Here is an 18,641-nt window from a genome sequence, read left to right as displayed (position 1 = left end):
TTACGATCAAGGTCGCCCTAGCTTCAGCGACCGCCAGACAACCTGACCTGTTTTTCCCGAAAGGTAGACCCTGTTGGCAATCCCAACGATGTTTCCTTCCGGAATATACCCCACGCGAGACAGGACACGGCTGTCAACCGAGTTGTCGCGATTGTCACCCAGCATGAAGTAGTGTCCTTTGGGAACAGTGTACTCGCGGGTGTTGTCCAGTTGTCCGTTCTCGGTGAGATCGAGAGTGTCGAAGAACACTCCGTTAGGAAGTGTTTCCCGATATCGGGGGCTACGGCGCTCTTCTCCGCTCGCCTGCACTTCCACGTAGTCGTCAATGCGTTCGCGCTTAACAGGTTCTCCGTCGATATGTACGACCCCGTCGACGACCTTTATCTTTTCTCCGGGAAGTCCTATCACGCGTTTGATGTAGTCAACCGACGGGTCGATCGGAAGCTTGAAGACCACAACATCGCCTCGCCTCACGTTAATTTCAGCTGCGTAATCGCGCTGAATTAGACCTGCATAGGACGCAGTCGCCGGAAGATGAACATAAAGGCGGTCGCCTACCTCAAGTGTCGGTTTCATACTTCCCGCGGGTATATGAAACGCCTTCAGCTTGCTGACAGTCAGGTTCCACCAATCAAGGCCGATGTCCGTGCTGGTTAAAGTGATCGGAAGCAGCAACGGCAATCCCAGCGACAGAAGTTTCAATTTCGGCATTTTTGCTCGCAAAATAAACTTGAAGGAATCTGGCATTTCAAATGGACACTGAAGGTTTGTTTGGCAACCTGGCCAACCCTGTTTGTTGCAAACCGCTTGTTTTGACCGAGCAGCATGGCACACCGTATCGGGTTCATCAAAGAGCAGTCCCATGTGTCTCGAGATACGCGGAAGACGTGTTACAGCAGTTGCCTGTCGAAATCCGTTGAAAATCAGCCGATTTCAACGCTTCTGGGACACTCCCGAATTGCGCCCTCTGCTTAAAATGGCTAGCAAGCAGATATGGGAAAAGAGACGACACCACCGCCGAGCGGCATTGAAGGTATCAACCTCAGGGACGCCCTTGAGGAACGCTATCTGGCATACGCCCTTTCGACGATCATGCACCGGGCCCTTCCCGATGTCCGGGATGGCCTGAAGCCGGTTCACAGGCGCCTTCTTTACGCGATGCGTCTTTTGAAGCTGGACCCGGGTGCAGGCTTCAAGAAATGCGCGCGCGTCGTCGGCGACGTCATCGGTAAGTATCACCCTCATGGTGACCAGGCCGTATACGATGCCTTGGTGCGTCTTGCGCAGGACTTTGCCCAACGCTACCCGTTGATTGACGGCCAGGGCAACTTCGGTAACGTCGACGGCGATAACGCGGCGGCGATGCGATACACCGAAGCGCGCATGACCGACACGGCCAAGCGGCTGCTCGACGGGCTCGACGAAAATGCCGTCGACTTTCGCGAAACCTATGACGGCGAAGACAAGGAACCGATCGTCCTTCCCGGCGGCTTTCCGAACCTGCTGGGAAATGGTTCCTCCGGCATCGCCGTTGGCATGGCGACATCCATTCCACCGCACAATGCCTATGAGCTTTGTCAGGCCTGCCTTCACCTGATCAAGAACCCCAAGGCGGAAGTTGATGACCTTCTTGAGCATATCAAAGGACCGGATTTTCCGACCGGTGGGTTGCTCGTTTCCGATCAGGGGTCAATCCGTGAAGCCTATGCCACCGGGCGCGGCAGTTTCCGGGTTCGCGCGCGGTGGGAGGTCGAGGATCTTGGGCGTGGACAATGGGCAATCGTTGTTACCGAGATCCCGTATCAGGTTCAAAAATCGCGGCTCATCGAAAAGATTGCCGAGTTGCTGACGGCCCGCAAGTTGCCTTTGCTGGACGACGTGCGCGACGAGTCCGCGGAAGACATCCGCATCGTACTCGTTCCCCGCTCACGCAATGTCGACGCAAGTCTCCTGATGGAATCCCTCTTCAAGCTGACCGACCTTGAAAACCGGTTCTCATTGAACATGAATGTTCTTTCCATGGGTAAGGTGCCCATGGTCATGGGACTGAAACAGGTTCTTCGGGAATGGCTTGATCACCGCAAGGTCGTGCTGATCCGGCGCTCGGAACACCGCCTCGGACAGATCAATCACCGGCTCGAAGTCCTTGAAGGCTACCTGATTGCCTATCTTAATCTCGACGAGGTCATCCGGATCATTCGAGAGGAAGACGACGCCAAGGCCGAGTTGATCCGCACTTTCGAGCTGACAGATGTCCAGGCCGAAGCGATCCTCAACATGCGCTTGAGATCCTTGCGCAAGCTGGAAGAACTGGAAATCCGCAAGGAGCACGAAAAACTCACCGACGAGAAAGACGAGCTGATCAAGCTGCTTGGATCTGACGGCCGGCAGTGGACCAGAATTTCAAAGGAAATTGCAGAAATTTCAAAGGTCTATGGGCCAGAGACCGAGATTGGCAAGCGCCGCACGGATAAATCCGAGGCACCAGAAGCGGATCTGGTCGACATCCAGCAGGCAATGATCGAAAAGGAACCGATCACCGTCATCATATCTGAAAAGGGCTGGATCCGCGCACTCAAGGGACATCAGACCGACCTATCCGCGCTCTCCTTCAAGCAGGGCGACAAGCTGAAACTTTCCTTCCACGCGGAAACGACAGACAAGATCCTGGTGTTTTCAACCGGCGGCAAGTTCTTCACGCTTGGGGCGGACCGGCTGCCGGGCGGCCGCGGACACGGCGAACCGATCCGATTGATGATCGAAATGGACGAAGCTCAGGACGTGGTCAACGCCTTCGTGCATAAGCCGGGACGGAACCTCCTCTTGTCCAACAACGAAGCCCGCGGCTTCGTCGTCTGTGAAGACGATGTTGTTGCCAATACCCGCAAAGGCAAGCAGGTGCTCAATCTGACAGCTCCGGCGGAGGCCGCTCTATGCGTTGATGCCACAGGGGATCAGGTTGCCATTATAGGCGAGAACCGGAAGCTGATGGTGTTCCCGCTGTCCCAAGTTGCGCAAATGGCGCGCGGGCGCGGCGTTCGCCTTCAGCGCTACCGAGATGGAAAAGTCTCTGACATCAGGGTGTTTAGTGCTGCAGAGGGACTGACGTGGACCGACAGTTCAGGGCGCAGCTTCACGCGCACCATGGAAGAGCTTGCCGATTGGCGCGGCGACCGTGGCAATGCAGGCAGATTGCCGCCAACCGGATTTCCGCGGTCCAACAAATTCGGCCCGACAAAACTTTGAGCAAAATCACTGGGACCTGGCGGCGTTCAGATTTCGCCAGGTCCCAGGCGTCATACCGAATGCACGTCTGAACTGCCGCGTCATATGGCTCTGATCGGCGAACCCGCTTTCCATCGCCGCATCAACAAGCGATGTGCCCTGTGCGAGCAGGCTCTTCACACTCTCCAGTCTGCGCATGATCAAATAGCGATGGGGGCTGGTACCAAAGGCTTGTCTGAATTGCCTCGACAAGGTGAAACGGTCCAGACCGGACAGGTTTTCCAGATCCTTTACCTGGACCGGATGCCGATGACATTCCTTTAGGAAATCGGTGCATTGCCGCAATACCTGCCAATCCAGGCATCGCTGTTTCAGCGGCCGGCTGGTGGCCAGCCTCGTGAAACAACTCGAAAGTTCTGAAACGAGGTTACTGCGTTTCAGCTCTCCCATTTCGCAGTCAATATCCTCAAGCGCCTCGACAATACTCAACTGAAGTTCCGGGTCGTTCAGAACGGGGTCTTTCAAGAAGGGCAGACCTTGAACACCGGCATGGAGCAGTGCTTCTGCAAGCAAATCGGGTTGCACATAGATCATGCGGTACCGCAGACCCGTTTCGGTCCCGGCTCCGCCATCATGAAGCTCGTCGGGGTGTATGACGATGATTTGTCCTGGCAAAGATGCCCGTGTTTCACCCCGATACCTGAACGTTTGCACACCGCTCAACGTCAAGCCGATCGCATATGTGTCGTGACGATGGAGATCGAAACCATTGCCCGAAAATCGGGCCTCGATCCGCTCGATGCCTTCTTCGACAGGTGCGAGATGAATGGCGTCGCTCCTCACCTTGCACAAACGTTCAAGACCCTCGTTCTCATCACATCCTAGGTTCGCGCAAACCCTTGTTGATCGAAGTCCGTTGATGGAGTTGCGAAGCATGTTCGACACCAAATTCGTCGTGGTTGTCAGGGAAGACCTGGCTGTCTGGCAAAAACTCAATGTAACAGCTTTTCTGGCGACAGGTGTTGCCGCATACAAACCGGACATCATCGGAGAACCTTATCGTGATGCAGTGGGTAACGAATACCATCCCATGAGCGTCCAGCCGATCATCGTTCTGAGCGCCGATGGACCAACACTCAAGAAGATCCATGCACGAGCGCTCGAGCGCAAGGTCGCAACCAGTCTCTATCTGGAAGAAATGTTCACAACCGGTCATGATCAGGCGAATCGCGCGGTTTTTGAAAGATTCTCGCCACAAGAGGCAAAAGTCGTCGGTCTTGCGCTTCACACAGACAAGAAAATTGCCGACAAAATCACCAAGGGAGCGCGCATGCACGCGTGATTTGCGCGTCCATCGGCACTCGCCTAAATCAGCTCTCGACGGACGCAAATGCAGCGGGCAATCTGTCTTTCCGCTCGACACCGGGGGAACAGATGATCAGTCCTTTCGCTTTCAACACAAGCCAGCGCATTTTGTTTGAAACAGGAGCAGCATCGCGGATCGATGAACATGCCTCTTTCTGCCTGGGTCCACGGCCATTTGTCGTTACTGATCCCGGTATCGTGTCGTTGGGCCTGCTCGACCCGTCCTTGTCCGCACTCATAGAAGCCGGACTTGATGTCGGCCGATTTGAAGACGTCGTTGCTGATCCGCCGAGGTCTTTGGTTGAAACGGCGACGGCTGCTGCAAAATCGCACGGCGCAACATCCGTCATCGGTTTCGGCGGCGGTTCCTCGCTCGATGTCGCCAAGCTCGTCGCCCTGCTGGCAAGAAGCGATGAAGATCTCGACGCGGCCTGGGGCATCGGCAATGCGCAGGGTCCACGGCTTCCCCTGGTTCTTGTTCCAACGACAGCAGGCACGGGCTCCGAAGTCACACCCATATCAATCATCACTGTGGGCGAAGAGGAAAAGCGAGGCGTTGTCTCGCCACTGCTCCTGCCGGACCTTGCCATACTCGATGCCGAACTGACCCTCGGCCTTCCGGCACACGTGACCGCTGCGACCGGTATCGACGCCATGGTTCATGCCATCGAGGCTTACGCGTCACTGTCGGCTAACAACAATCCGATCTCCAGAACACTCGCTGTCGAAGCGCTACGGCTATTGGGTGCCAATATTGAAACCGCTGTTTCCTCACCGCGTGATGAAGGCGCGCGCAGCGCCATGCTGCTCGGTTCAATGCTTGCTGGTATGTCTTTCGCCAACTCTCCCGTTGCGGCGGTCCATGCCCTCGCCTACCCCCTTGGCGGGACGTTTCATATCCCGCATGGATTGTCCAATGCGCTGGTCCTGCCGCATGTCATTAAGTTCAACAATGTGAGCGCCGCGCCCACTTACGCGGAAATCGCACCTGCACTGTTTCCGGATCTTTCCATGATGCACGACGCAAGCGAACGCGCCGAAGCTTTCGCAACCAGGTTGGGTGAGCTTTCAGCCAAGCTCGGGCTCGAAACCAAGCTAAGAACTCTGGGTATTGGGGAGGCCGACCTGCCGAAGCTGGCAAGAGACGCCATGAAACAAACCAGGCTTCTGGTGAATAATCCTCGCGAAGTAACGGAATCCGACGCTCTGGATATCTACAGGGCAGCCTTATGAACTCCACAGGTTATCCACAGGACGAGCGCCCTAGACCGCTGACAAGATCATTCTTCAAGGCGTTCCAGGAAATCCCCACACGGTGGATGGATGTGGACATTTATGGACATGTGAACAACGTACAGTATCTGAGCTTCTTCGATACTGCCGTAAATGGCTGGTATGTCACCAACGGTCTTCTCGCACCACGAACGAGTGACCAGGTGTTTCTCGTTGTTGAAACAGGCTGTCACTACTTCGCGGAATTGACCTTCCCTGATGTCGTTTCCGCAGGCCTTAGAATCGAAAAACTCGGCACCAGCTCTGTTGTTTTCCGGGTCGGCTTATTCGCCGGCAAATCTTCTGAGACTGCAGCCCATGGACGTTTTGTTCATGTTCTGGTAGATCGCAATTCCAGACGTCCAGTCCAGATCCCAGACAGGACGCGCGGCATCTTAGCAAGTTTGATGGCTTAAGAAACCAGTTGATGCACCTGAGGCAAAGTTCCACAACTTGACATCAGGAAATCCCCGGTAAAAAGGCTGTATGAAAACGGGCTGAAACCACAGCCAACACACAGATGCTCCACATGTTATCCGCAAGATATCAACAGGTGGAGTGGATCTGCACAGGTCGAATTTCCAACATGTGGAAAACCGGTTTCATCCCAGGTTCTTCATAAGGCGCGATTTTTCCCGCTGCCAGTCGCGTTTCTTCTCTGTCTCACGCTTGTCATGCAACTTTTTGCCGCGCGCTAACGCGAGCTCGAGCTTTGCCCGTCCCTTGTCGTTGAAATAGAGCTTGAGCGGCACAATTGTCTTGCCCTCCTTCTGAACAGCGCCGGCGAGTTTGCCGATTTCGCGTTTGTGCAGAAGAAGCTTACGTGGGCGGCGAGGTTCGTGATTGAACCTGTTGGCCTGCAGGTATTCCGGAATGTAGACATTATAGATCCAGATCTCCCCGCCGTATTCGGCCGCGTAGGATTCGGCAATATTCGCCTTGCCGTTTCGCAGGGACTTCACTTCCGTGCCCTTAAGCTCGATGCCTGCTTCCAGCGTGTCCTCTATTTCGTAGTTGAAACGGGCCTTCCGGTTGTCCGAAATGATCTTTCTTCCCGGATCGCCTCCCTTTTTCGAAGCCATTTGTGTCCTTCAGGGTCCTTGCCCCCTGCCTTGTCAGTTGATCAGACCGGCATGCGCCATTGCGTGGCGAATTTCGGTTTGAGTTTGTTCGGTTACCGGCACCAGAGGCAGACGCATTTCTTCCTCGATCTTTCCAAGAACGGAAAGCGCATATTTGGAACCGGTCGGGCTTGGTTCCAAAAAGAGCGCGCGGTGCAACGGCGCAAGACGGTCCTGATATTCCAGAGCCTTGGCGAAATCACCTGCCAGTGTGGCCGCCTGGAACTCCGCACACAAACGTGGCGCCACATTTGCCGTAACCGAGATGCATCCAACACCTCCATGCGCATTGAAAGCCAAAGCTGATATGTCTTCTCCGGACAGCTGGTTAAAACCCGGTCCGCACAAGTGGCGTTGGCGGCTCGCTTTTGCAAGATCTGCAGTCGCGTCTTTTACGCCTGTAATGTTGGAGCAGGTTTCAAAAAGTTCAGCCATCGTTTCCGGCGTCATGTCGATGATTGACCGGCCCGGTATGTTGTAGATAAGGATCGGCAAACCGACAGCATCATTGATCGCCTTGAAATGCGCTTTGAGACCCGCCTGGTTGGGCTTGTTGTAGTATGGCGTAACAACAAGCAGCCCATCAGCCCCAGCCTTCTCCGCATACTTGGCAAAGTCGATTGCTTCAACGGTGTTATTGGAACCGGCACCGGCAATAACAGGCACGCGTCCTGCTGCCGCCTCGACACACAGTTCAATGACGCGCTTGTGCTCTTCATGGCTCAGGGTCGGACTTTCGCCGGTCGTTCCAACCGGTACCAATCCGTTCGAGCCCTCCGATATCTGCCATTCCACAAAATCCTGGAACCGTTTCTCATCAAGCGCTCCGTCCTTGAACGGGGTAATCAGCGCTGGAATGGAGCCTTTGAACATCTCGGTTTCCTCTTGGATCAATTTTGTAGTTACGGCGAAGGCAAATCGACCGGTCTCAATGGAGGCGCAACATACTCACCTGCTGCAAAAGGAGCAATCCTCCCTATGGCGTTTCAGTGTCTCCACCGGTTTTTCTTTCGCGCATTGCGTTCTTTGCGCGACACTCACGCCGCTCCGAAAGGAAATACGAAATCTACCTATTGGCAGCATACAAAGCGCAGCACTATCTTTTGAGAAAATCAAAGGGTGGAAGCGTTTTGGAGACAGACATGAGTACTGCGCCGACAGAAGCGCTGTCCGGCGGCGCACGCGCCGAGACAACCGGGTCTCAAGAGTTCACTTGGCAAAGTGCCGACGGTCTGCGCCTATGCGGACGAGAATGGGTCCCTAGTCAGGACGATTCACGAACGGATAGCGATAAGGTACCAGTACTCTGCCTCGCAGGATTGTCGCGCAATTCACGTGATTTCAATGATATAGCTGCGTTTCTTCATTCAAAAAATCATCGCGTGATCGCGCTCGACTATCGTGGACGGGGCAAAAGCGATTGGGACAAGGACTGGCGAAACTACGCTCTGCCCATCGAAGAAAACGACATTGCGCTTGCGATCGAGCGTCTTGGCTTAACCCGTTTTGCAGTGCTCGGGACGTCTCGCGGCGGACTGCATGCGCTTGCGATGAGCTACAGATTTTCTGCAGACCGCATGGCCGCCGTCATTTTCAACGATATAGGTCCCCACATCGAAATGCGCGCGATACACAGAATCGCAGCGACCCTCGGACGCAACATGACGAGCGGATCAAAAGAAGAAGTTGCGCAAAACCTCGAGCATACAATCGGACACCAGTTCCCGGCATTCACCAAGCCGGAATGGCTGAAGCTTGCCGGTCAACTTGCCTCGGAACAAAACGACAAGGTTGTAATGGACTATGATCCGGCCCTGGCACACCAACTGGCCAGCCTCGACGACGCCGCGCCCGCTCCCGACCTGTGGCCCCTTTATGAGAAACTCTCAGATAGGCCGGTCATGGTGATTCACGGAGAGCATTCGGATCTTCTAAGCGCGGACACTTGCAAAAAGATGGTCGATAAACACCCAAACGCGTGTTTGATTACGATCCCGGGACAGGGTCATGCTCCCGTTTTGTGGGAAGCGGCCACTCATGAGGCGATCGCTGGATTTTTGGCGCAGCTATAAGAACGATCCAGTTGAAACCGGCTTGAAAAACGCAATCGAGATGTCCGTGCATCTTGCACCAAGTTGAAATCTCGGACTTGTCGCTGAAACGAAAAAAGAAAACCCGGCGTTTCCGCCGGGTTTTCCATCAAACCTCTTGAGAGATTTGATTAGAAAGTGCGCTGCATACGAACACCGAACTTCAGTTCGTCCAGATCGTCAATGTCTACACCACTGACATCCGCGCTTGAATTGGAATAACCGACGTCAGCACCCATGACGAAGCCAGAGACTGGCTCCCACTGTACCGAACCGTCGATTGCCCAACGGTCGATGTCCGCATCAGCCGTTCCAAAGACATCTTCCTGATCGACGTGTGCATAAGAGCCGTCAACTGCAAGGCCGATGGTCGGAGTTGCCTGAATGTAAACACCAGCAGACAGGGAGTAGCCAGTGCTTGTGTCACCGTTTCCACCGTAATCAGATACGGAACCAACAGTCGCACCTGTCGCAGAGTTTACGACTGAAAGACTGGTGATGCCGTTACCGATGTAAGACAGAGCGCCGTCAGCGTAGAAGCCCTGGAAGTAGATGTTCGAACCAGGGTTGGCGAACGGCAGGTTGACGTTCACACCAGCGCCGATTGCCCAGCCGAAGCTGTCTTCGTCACCAGAAGCATTCGTGCTGTTGAACGCTGCATCTGGGTAAACCTGATGCAGAGCACCGGAGAGCTGTGCAGAACCCCAGCCCTGGGACAGGCCGAGTGCAGCAACGAGGTCAGGAGCACGCGTGCCGCCGTATGCACCGACTTCACGGCCGGAACGATCTTCAACAGCGATCGTTGCGGAGAAGCCGTTGCCGAAAGCAGCAGTGTAAGCGAGCTGGTTGACGGTGGAGTCTGACCAGTCACGTGTGACAACACCCATGAATGTCTGACCGGTGTAGATGTTGAAGTTTGAACCGAGGTAACCAGCTGTCAGGCCGCCCCACTGGATGTAACCAGCGTCGAGCTTGAAGCCGCTTACGCCATTGGTGATGTCCATGCGCAGACCGACATAGGCACGCAGAGTGCCGAATTCGGTGGCGTTACGGGCATCGAGGTAAGCGTAGCCGCGTGTCAGCCACTCGTAACCGTCAGAGTCACGATCGCCCCACGGGCCATCTTCCAAAACGTTGTTGGCGATGAACTGCGTACGCAGACGGCCACCAACGCGCAGGCAGGTTTCAGTGCCCGGGATGTAGTAGAAGCGAGAGCCGTAAGCGTCACAGACGCGAACGTAGTCAACCGGCTCCGGAGCAACCGGAAGATCGGCTGCCTGAGCGGTGGTAGCGGTAGCAGCAGCTGCCACGCCGAGCATCAAGCCCTTGAGTTTCATTTCTGACCTCCAATCAGTCATATCAATCGGCACTCAAACAGAAGCGCCATTTGTCCCCGCGAATTTACTCTGCGTTTGCTTCCGACCGGAGGTTGGATGTCCGAGGCGTGCAAACCAGTGCGGCTCGAAGCCGCTCGCACCATGACCATACGCATCCGCTTTCCCGGTTCAACACAGAATGCGCTCCACCCGTGGTTCTGGTGCTGTTTTCAAAAACCGGTGTTGCGCGAATGTCACAAAACCAGGGCCGATGTTTAGAAACTGTTAGGAAAAGAGTGGCCTAGCGAACCGAAATCGCCAGTGTAACAGCCTTAACAGATTGTTTAAGACACATGGAATCGACGTCAGGCTATCCGGGAATCGCCCCCACCAATCGGAGCCCACCGGACAGATTGAAGCCCACTGGGCCGCATCACTGACCAGGCTTCAGGGTCCTTCAGTCGGGTCAAAGTCGAAGACCAGAAAGCGCGCTGCATACGAACACCGAATTTGCTTTGCTTTTCCGCGTAGCTCTGCAGCTGAACTTTGGTTTTGGTCAGGCGACTATCGCATCTTGATAGAGACGGCAGCGCTTTCGCCCTTGGCGTCCATGACCGTCACGTTGGTAAATCCTGGAGCCTCAGGTTGCAGCACCAGTTGATATTGCCCGTAGTCCGTCTGATGCGGACGTCCGTTCACGAGGATCGCATAAGGTGCGACACCACCCTTGAATTTCACAACAAGAGGCTGGGCCGAATGCCAACCACGCTCTGTTGACGTGAGACCAAGATCCAATTCCGCACCGTTTGGAGGATAGGCAATTGAGAGTGCCTCAACACTGTCTGACGCGAACCGGTGTGACGAAGTCCGGGCAAACTTCAAGGATGGCGGCACGCTTGATTGCCATGCCGTGGGAAGATCGGAAGTGGTGTTGGGCAAAGGCACCCGGTTAGGTCCCAGTTTCTGAAAGACTTCGAAAAGGAGCGGCACGGCGTTTTTCTGACCGGTTTGCCCCGGGACTGGGGACCCATCCATGCGCCCCACCCAAACGGCGACCACATGGCGTCCGTCAAACCCTACGGCCCAGGCGTCCCTGTAACCGTAGGAAGTACCCGTCTTATAGGCGATCTGCTGTGTCTCGGCACCGCGCGCCTGAGGCATGCCTTTCAAGATGTCCGTGACCATCCCTGCCGACTTTGGCGACAGCATATGCAAAGTACCGGCGGTCCAGACGTCTTCCGGACAATTCGCGCGACATGTTTTCAAACGAACGGGCGCCCCCCCGCTCGCCAGCGCGCCATAGGCCTGTGCCAGGTCCTTCAACGTGAGCCCGAGGCCGCCAAGGCTAATGGCAAGACCGAAGGACCTGCCCTTTTCAAGAACGGGCCGCGTGCCGCCACGTTTCAAACGCGCCATCAGGCGGGCTGGCCCCACCGATTCCAGCAGTTGGACCGCCGGCGTGTTCAGGGAAAGCTGCAACGCTTCGCGCAATGTCACCGTTCCCTGGTAGGCACGGTCGAAATTTGTCGGCTGATACCCACCGATATTTGTCGGCTTGTCAGCGATCAGGCTTTCCGGCACGCCAATCCCTTCTTCAAACGCCAGCCCGTAGATAAAGGGTTTGAGCGTCGACCCCGGTGAGCGGATCGCACGAGTCATGTCGACATGACCTAGGCGCGTCTCATCCAGAAGATCCGGAGACCCGAGCCTTGCCAGAATGTCGCCACTACTATGGTCGGCCACGATTATCGCAAGCGATACCGGCGAAGGGAGCGCATTGGCACGTCTGCGCGCCTGCGCCTCCAAAGTCGCCTGGAGTGCTTTGTCGAGCGTCAGACGATGATGGGTGCGTGCCGGAAATGTGTTCCGGACATGCCGGCTTTCGTGGGCCGCAAGCAGAGGCATGTCATAGCGCCGTGTACGGACCGGTTCGGCAGCCGCCGATTGGGCTTCGCCTTTTGAAATGACACCAGCCGCTGCAGCGCGTGCAAGAACCCTGTTGCGTGCCTTGCGAGCGTTATCGCCAAACCTGTCGGGCCGCCGCGCTTCCGGGCTTTGTGGCAGGGCAACGAGCAATGCTGCCTCTGCGGCCGTCAATCGCCCCGGCTCCTTCCCGAACCAGGTCAGGCTCGCGGCCCGAATGCCTTCGACATTTCCGCCAAATGGTGCTCTGAGCAAATAGAACCGAAGTATATCCCGCTTCTTAAAAGTGCGTTCCAGTTTAAAGGCCGTGAGGATCTGTTCGTACTTGCGCCGGACGCTCTTGGTCGGGCGTTCGTGCAACAGCCTTGCGACCTGCATTGTCAGGGTCGAACCACCGGAGACGACCCGGCCATGGTGCAGGCTTTGGACAAGCGACCGCAGGAATGCACGGACGTCGACGCCGCCATGATCAAAAAAGCGCTTGTCTTCAAAGGCCAGCAGCATTTCCACATAAAGGGGATCCACGTCCGCCAGCTCCACCGGAAGCCGCCATTTTTCATCCTTGCTGGTGAACGCCCTAAGCAGTTGGTCATTTCTATCCAGAACGACCACCGACAGGGGCAAATCGGCTACTTGAGGCAACGGAGCCAACCGGTCGATGTCACGCTGAACTTTCCATGCTCCTGCCCCCGCCAGTGCCAAGAGACACGCAGCAGTGACAAGGGCTGGCCGCCAGAGGCGCGACCAGCCTTTCGCAATCCGAGCCATTGCCCGCCTGATCACCTGACAGGGCCAAGTATGTTGAAGCGGCCTGTTTGCGAGATCGCCCGGCGGTCCGGCTGATACATGTCCTCAACGGAGGCAGGCGGATGTGCGAATTCGCCTGGCGTAGCCGCGCGAGCAAGATACGCGAAGGTCAACTCTTTCCCGCTTTGCCGGGTCTGATCTACCGCGACCTCGAACCGGTCTGCATGAAACGCTGCATGTTCCGGACGATCAATTGTTGAAAGGAACTCAAGACCGCCGAGATCTCCGGAGCGGACAAGCCGCGGGTTGTCAATGACAAGACCGGCCGGCAACCTGTCGACCACCATGAGCCGCGCTGGTTGATCCGTCAGCGCTCGCACGGTGACAACGACCGCCAGACGCGTGTTGACCGGGACGGCTGACGAATCAATCACATTGCCGTCCAGATCGTAGATCACGCGTTCAATGGAATAGTCCCGGCCTCCTGCGGGTTCAGGCACAACAGGTTGTCCCACGACCGACACAAGCAGGTCTGTCGCAGACGTTCCATTATTCGTTACGCGAACCGGGCCTGCTTCAACGTCACCGCCTTTGAGCGACCAGGCAAGGCGACCAGGTGTTTCGGTTCCATCAATTGAAATCCGGGCCTCATCGGCCGACTCGTTCAACGCCTGTGCTGCCAACAACAACCAGGCCATATCCTGGGTCGAGCGGTTCGCGGTTTGCGCCTGTGCTGATTTCAACAACTCGACGGATTCGTCCTGAAGGCGCGTTCCGACAGAAGCTGAGACGATATAGTCCGTGACCGCCGCACTGTCGCGCAAACGCGATCCGTAATCGCTTCTGTATGACTGCTTCCGATCATCCGGCAGTGCGCTAAGCGCCGCGCTGAAGCCTGTCACTGCCCGTTCCCGTTCACCGTAGAGCGCGAGTCCGGCTGCGACCTGCGCCTTTGCCAGCGGCGTCGCGAAGTCCTGCAGTTTGGCATCGAGGTAGTACCGCAGATCGCCCATTGAGGCGCGACCGTTTCGCGCAAGCACATAAAGCGCATAAGCAATACCTTCACCGCCATTCTGGAAATCGGACGCATAGGCAAGCCGGTTTTCCAGGTTATCGAGCGCTGTCGTGAAAGCGAGATCGGGAACCTGATATCCCTTCTCTCGCGCACGCGTCAGGAAGTCGGTGACATAGGCTGAAAGCCAAATGTCGCCTCCCCCATAGCTGTTCCACAAACCGAACTCGCCGGACGAGGATTGATTTGCAAGAACCGCGGCGATCGCCTTAACGACGCGCTCTCGAATGGCATCGTCACCGCCAAGACCGGCTGCTTCGGCAACTTCGCTGAGATAAAGCAAGGGAAGTGCGCGGCTGGTTGTCTGCTCGGTGCAGCCATATGGGTACCTGTCGAGAGCTGAGAGCAACCCGGCAAGATCGATGCTCGCAGCACCTCCGGCCGTGAGTGTCACGTCGACCGTTTGCGCTCGCAAACCATCGAGCGTGTCGGCGCTGAGCGTAAGGCTTCCGCCGGCAGCAAGCTGAAACGATGACCTTCGAACCACTTCCGGCTGCGTGTCCTTGATGTCCAGTGCTACCCGCTTGATCGTGGTTGCCCCGTCAGGACCGGTCAGGGCCGCAACAAGCTCGCTCTCTGACGGAACAGATCCGGCCCGCAACGGCACCAGGGCGACGGCTTTTTCACCCTCACCGATCTCAAGCGAGCGAACCTCGCTCGACGTGTCGCCTATGAACAAGCCGTCGGCAGCTGATACTTCGAGCTCATAGGTCCCCGCTGCCCCGTCAACGTTGTTGATTTCGATAGCGAGGCGAGACGTATCATCAGGCGCAAGGAATGCCGGCGCGCTTGCCGTCAGGACCACCGGCGAGCGCACTTCAACGTCCTGCTCGGCGTGTCCGACACCCTCCTTCGTCCAGGCCACCGCCATAAGCCGCAGCGCGCCATTGAATGCCGGAACTTCAAAGGAAACCACGGCCTCCCCATTCGTTCCCACGTCCACGAGACCAGAGAACAGCGCCACCGGCTCATCATCCGGAGGAGGTGACTCAAGGCGCAAGGCCACCGCATCACCTCCTGACCGGACGCGGCCTTGCGTCCCGGCCATCCGGTCAATCAACTGCCCGTAGAGATCCCTTATGTCCGTTCCCAGACGCCGCTGACCGAAGTACCAGGTGTCCGGGTCCGGGGTCTTGAAGTTCGTCAGGTTGAGAATGCCGACATCAACGGCGGCAATCGTCAGATAGGCTTGTGTGCCCGCTTCAAGACCGCTCAGCCGCACAGGAACGTTCAATGTGGTTTCGGGAAGGATCCGCTTTGGAGCCGACATCTCAACGGCAAGCACGCGCTCTTCCGGGTCGACTGTCAACCAGGACAGACCAACGGCACGGGAGGGCATGCGTTTTTGCTCAATATCCATCGGACGGTAGAGGCTCGCAGTGACATAAGCACCAGCTCCCCAGTCATCACTTACCGGGATATCGATTTCGGTTTCTTCTGCAGATACCTCGACAGTCTGACTTGCAAGCAAACCACCCGAGACAACGTTGACAACCGCAATACCGGCCATCTGCGGTTTCAGACGCAGCTTTGCGATTTCGCCGGGGCGATAGCTGGCCTTGTCCAGGCCAACCTCAAGATAATCTGGCGTGTCAGAAGTCGCATCCGCCGAATACCAGCCTGCATTGAACGTGAAGCTCGATGCGGCCTGCAGCGCACCGCTTCCAGAAACATCGAGCCGGTATTCACCCCATTCAACCGGAAGCGAAAGCTGCACCGGTTTTGACGCTTCAAGATCAAGTTCACCGCTGGCTACGCGTTCCGACGTTGTAATGGGTTCAAAAGACCATCGTCCGTCCAGCCTGTACCACTGGTATCTGCGATTGACCTTCGACAGCGTCCACGACAAGCCTGTTGCGTCCTGAGATTTACCGTCGGCACCGACAACGACTACCGAAAAGGCCGCCGGGCCGCCCTCGTCAACTCCTCCATCGAATGCAGGTTTTATCCCTATGCGCGGCCCATCGAGCGCGACGGCGAGATCCAGATCACGTTCCACGTAGCGTCCGCCTGCTTCCACAAGCCGCGCCACAAGTTCACCGTCGTAAAGCGCAGTGGTTTCCGGCAAATCAGGCAGTGACACTTCAAAGGAGAGCTTGCCATCTGAATCCGTTTTCAAGCCCGATGGCAGTGCACCGCGCTGTGAATAAGACTCTTCGTTTTCCAACCCGAAAAGATAGCCCGGATAGTCTTTCAACGTGCGCACGGGACGGACAATAATATCCCCTTCGAGCGTCTGACCGCTGGCCGGGGAGCCATAGAGAAATCTGGCGTCCAGAGAAACCGGTGTCGGAACGGTCCGACTGAAGGCGCCTGCATCCGTTTTCAGCTCAAAGTCAACGCGCTCCGGCTGATAGTCTTCGACAAGGAATGTTGTTTGTGTGAGTGCGCTGCCCTTGGGGTTGGCGAAGACTTGCCAGGACCAGATGCCTTGTTGCGCAGATGAACTCAGGTCCAGGTCCTGCAAGTGGCCGCCAAGGCCGCTGTCCGTCACGGTAAAGCGGGCGTGCTCAACACCATCCGGCCTAGTGAAAACGAATGTCAGCGGAAAGTCTTCCTGGGCAACTGCCTCTGCGTTGCGCAGCAATGCCTGTGCATGAACCGTCTCGCCTGCCTTGTAGATCCCGCGATCGGTCCAGGCAAAGACGTCAAGCGGTCCAGGTGCAGGGCGGCCTTCCACCCCTCTGTCGGACAAATCGAACGCTGGTTTGCGCAAATCCAGGAACGAGTAATCGCCACTGTCTGTTTCCGCTATCAGAACACCCGGCGCTTGCCCACCACGACCACGTGTCAGGCCGGCGGCAAATTCGGCGAAACCCGCTTCGTTGGTCTGCGTTTCAGCGAGAATTTCGTTGTTTACAGCCAACAATTTTACGGACACGCCTTCAATTGCTTTTGCCGTTGACAGCGAGCGGATGTTTGCGGCGATGCCGTCGTCACCGGACAGCGCCGTCAGGCCGAGATCCGAGACCAGAAACCACTGGGTCGCCAGCGTGCCCCATCTGTTTTGACTATCGAGTTTCGAACGCGCCGTCATGGCATAAATGCCGGGCTTCAGTTCGATCCCGGTCTCGGCAACGGGAAAAGCAGTCGTCACGTCCTGATTGAGAAGGTTCTCGCTCTCCAGGATACCGGACCAGACTTTTTCGCCAAGTTCCTCCTCGATCCGCTCTGCCTGCCAGGAATCGAGCTGGCGCAGGAACCGGTTGTCGCGAAGTACATCGGCGACCGACCTGGTTCCGACACGATAAATGGCCGTTTCGATCTCGGTCGTATTGACTGAAACGATTGGTATCGTTGGCGTTCCACCGGACGGCAAAACATATGAGCGGCTCAGGAAATGAACCGACGGAGACCTGTCTTTCACATAGATTGAAAGCTCCGCAGTCTTCTCCAGCTTTTCGCCGTCGGCCGCGGGCAGCCCGGACCGGGCGGTTACCTGATAGCGGGCACCGTGTTCCAATCCGTCCGCGCAGATCTGCGTTCCCTCCGCTTCAATTGAAACAGTACCCGAGCCCCTGACGTTGACATATGGACGAAGGTCCTCGCCAACCGGAAGTTTCTGGGAAAAGACAAGACAGATCCTCGGAGAAACACTGTCGGAATCGACCTGATGATCGACGATCCGGAATCCGTGCTGTGCCACAAGTTCGTCGTAGCGTTTGCGCAGGGCATCGTTTTCTTCAAGAGCAAGTGCAGCCCTGAGCGCCTTGATCGCAGGTTTGTATTCGCTTCGGCGGACCAAGGATCGCGCAATCAGGTCGAGTGCCAGGGCTCGTTCCTGAGGATCGATGGCACGCAGATAAGTGTTGATCGACGCCGAGATCGCGTTTTTCTGCTTGGTCTCCCTTTCCCGCCAGTTATCAGGATTTTGAAGGAGCAAGGCCGCGCTGAGCTGGGTCCAGGCGTCGAAATCGCCGGGTTCCAGTTTTATCAGTCTTACAAAATCAGCTTCGGCAAGTAGCCCGTCCCTGTTTCTGAGAGCCGCAAGCCCGTCTGCACGCAGTTGCTCGACAGTGGCGCCCGCAACACGGCGCGCGTTTGCGAGACTTTGCGAATATGTTTCCGCGTTCTCCAACCGCTCGCGGGAGAGAAACGTCAGCTCTGCCCGGCGATCCGTGCTGAGATCGGCACGCGGCGCCTGTACTTCGACGACCCGGCCCGCAATTGCGCCGCTGAACCCCTGCAACTGACCAAAATCGGACTTAAGAAAGCACCAGCTCGCGGATGTATTGTACGTGAAGGCACGGCACTGGTTGTCCTGAAGGCACGCGGATTTGCATCCTTCCAGATCAACATCCTTGACCGTTCTGTAGTCACCGCCAAAGAAATCGGCATCATCGATTGTGACGATGCGTTTTTCCTGCGCATACGCCGCGGGACCTTGAAGCGCAGTAGCACCCAACAGAATCAGACTGAAGAAAAGGGTGGGCAATCGGTTGATATGAAACACTGAAGATGACCGTTCTGGATTGAAAAACTTAGAAAAAAGAAACATGCCTGTCCTCCC

12 protein-coding genes are annotated in these 18,641 nt (G+C 56.4%); 5 read left to right on the top strand and 7 right to left on the bottom strand.

The window, feature by feature from the left end; genetic code table 11:
- Positions 1 to 6: 6 nt before the first annotated feature.
- Positions 7 to 711 carry a signal peptidase I gene (lepB, locus tag ABVF61_RS21855; protein WP_353995648.1) on the bottom strand — a complete coding sequence of 235 codons (705 nt, stop codon included), beginning with the start codon at positions 709 to 711 and terminating at the stop codon, positions 7 to 9.
- Positions 712 to 993: 282 nt separating this feature from the next.
- Here lepB and parC point away from each other — a divergent pair, with 282 nt between their 5' ends.
- The gene (parC, locus tag ABVF61_RS21850) at positions 994 to 3,246 is read left to right on the top strand and encodes a DNA topoisomerase IV subunit A (RefSeq protein ID WP_353995647.1); all 2,253 of its coding nucleotides are present in this window, start codon (positions 994 to 996) and stop codon (positions 3,244 to 3,246) included.
- Between the two features lie 6 nt (positions 3,247 to 3,252).
- On the opposite strand, the gene ABVF61_RS21845 is transcribed toward parC, so the two are convergent.
- Positions 3,253 to 4,161: an AraC family transcriptional regulator gene (locus ABVF61_RS21845; RefSeq protein ID WP_353995646.1), complete on the bottom strand. Its 909-nt coding sequence runs from the start codon at positions 4,159 to 4,161 to the stop codon at positions 3,253 to 3,255.
- On the opposite strand from ABVF61_RS21845, the gene ABVF61_RS21840 reads away from it, so the two are divergent.
- The 3 genes from ABVF61_RS21840 to ABVF61_RS21830 all read left to right on the top strand — a co-directional run bounded on the left by ABVF61_RS21840 (position 4,160) and on the right by ABVF61_RS21830 (position 6,278).
- Positions 4,160 to 4,567, top strand: a complete 408-nt coding sequence (locus tag ABVF61_RS21840; RefSeq protein ID WP_353995645.1) for a DUF2000 family protein — start codon at positions 4,160 to 4,162, stop codon at positions 4,565 to 4,567. The genes ABVF61_RS21845 and ABVF61_RS21840 overlap by 2 nt on opposite strands.
- Before the next feature lie 95 nt (positions 4,568 to 4,662).
- Positions 4,663 to 5,823: an iron-containing alcohol dehydrogenase gene (locus ABVF61_RS21835; protein ID WP_353996472.1), complete on the top strand. Its 1,161-nt coding sequence runs from the start codon at positions 4,663 to 4,665 to the stop codon at positions 5,821 to 5,823.
- Positions 5,820 to 6,278 (top strand): acyl-CoA thioesterase, encoded by a 459-nt coding sequence (locus ABVF61_RS21830; protein WP_353995644.1) that lies wholly within the window; start codon positions 5,820 to 5,822, stop codon positions 6,276 to 6,278. Before ABVF61_RS21835 ends, ABVF61_RS21830 begins: the two co-directional genes overlap by 4 nt.
- Positions 6,279 to 6,464: 186 nt before the next feature.
- On the opposite strand, the gene smpB is transcribed toward ABVF61_RS21830, so the two are convergent.
- Both smpB and dapA read right to left on the bottom strand, forming a co-directional pair.
- Positions 6,465 to 6,944, bottom strand: coding sequence for an SsrA-binding protein SmpB (smpB, locus tag ABVF61_RS21825; protein WP_305985277.1), 480 nt, complete (start codon positions 6,942 to 6,944; stop codon positions 6,465 to 6,467).
- Positions 6,945 to 6,977: 33 nt separating this feature from the next.
- Positions 6,978 to 7,856, bottom strand: a complete 879-nt coding sequence (dapA, locus tag ABVF61_RS21820) for a 4-hydroxy-tetrahydrodipicolinate synthase (protein ID WP_353995643.1) — start codon at positions 7,854 to 7,856, stop codon at positions 6,978 to 6,980.
- Positions 7,857 to 8,125: 269 nt separating this feature from the next.
- On the opposite strand from dapA, the gene ABVF61_RS21815 reads away from it, so the two are divergent.
- A complete protein-coding gene (locus tag ABVF61_RS21815) occupies positions 8,126 to 9,055 on the top strand; it encodes an alpha/beta fold hydrolase (protein WP_353995642.1) in 930 nt (309 codons plus the stop codon).
- 149 nt (positions 9,056 to 9,204) lie between these two features.
- On the opposite strand, the gene ABVF61_RS21810 is transcribed toward ABVF61_RS21815, so the two are convergent.
- The 3 genes from ABVF61_RS21810 to ABVF61_RS21800 all read right to left on the bottom strand — a co-directional run bounded on the left by ABVF61_RS21810 (position 9,205) and on the right by ABVF61_RS21800 (position 18,629).
- The gene (locus tag ABVF61_RS21810; RefSeq protein ID WP_353995641.1) at positions 9,205 to 10,410 is read right to left on the bottom strand and encodes a porin; all 1,206 of its coding nucleotides are present in this window, start codon (positions 10,408 to 10,410) and stop codon (positions 9,205 to 9,207) included.
- 543 nt (positions 10,411 to 10,953) lie between these two features.
- Positions 10,954 to 13,080, bottom strand: coding sequence for a penicillin-binding protein 1C (gene pbpC, locus ABVF61_RS21805; protein ID WP_353995640.1), 2,127 nt, complete (start codon positions 13,078 to 13,080; stop codon positions 10,954 to 10,956).
- Positions 13,081 to 13,091: 11 nt separating this feature from the next.
- The gene (locus ABVF61_RS21800) at positions 13,092 to 18,629 is read right to left on the bottom strand and encodes an MG2 domain-containing protein (RefSeq protein ID WP_353995639.1); all 5,538 of its coding nucleotides are present in this window, start codon (positions 18,627 to 18,629) and stop codon (positions 13,092 to 13,094) included.
- Positions 18,630 to 18,641: the final 12 nt, after the last annotated feature.

The sequence above is a fragment of the Roseibium sp. HPY-6 genome (assembly GCF_040530035.1).
GTDB lineage: Bacteria > Pseudomonadota > Alphaproteobacteria > Rhizobiales > Stappiaceae > Roseibium.
This window is presented reverse-complemented; position numbering and strand designations above follow the sequence as displayed.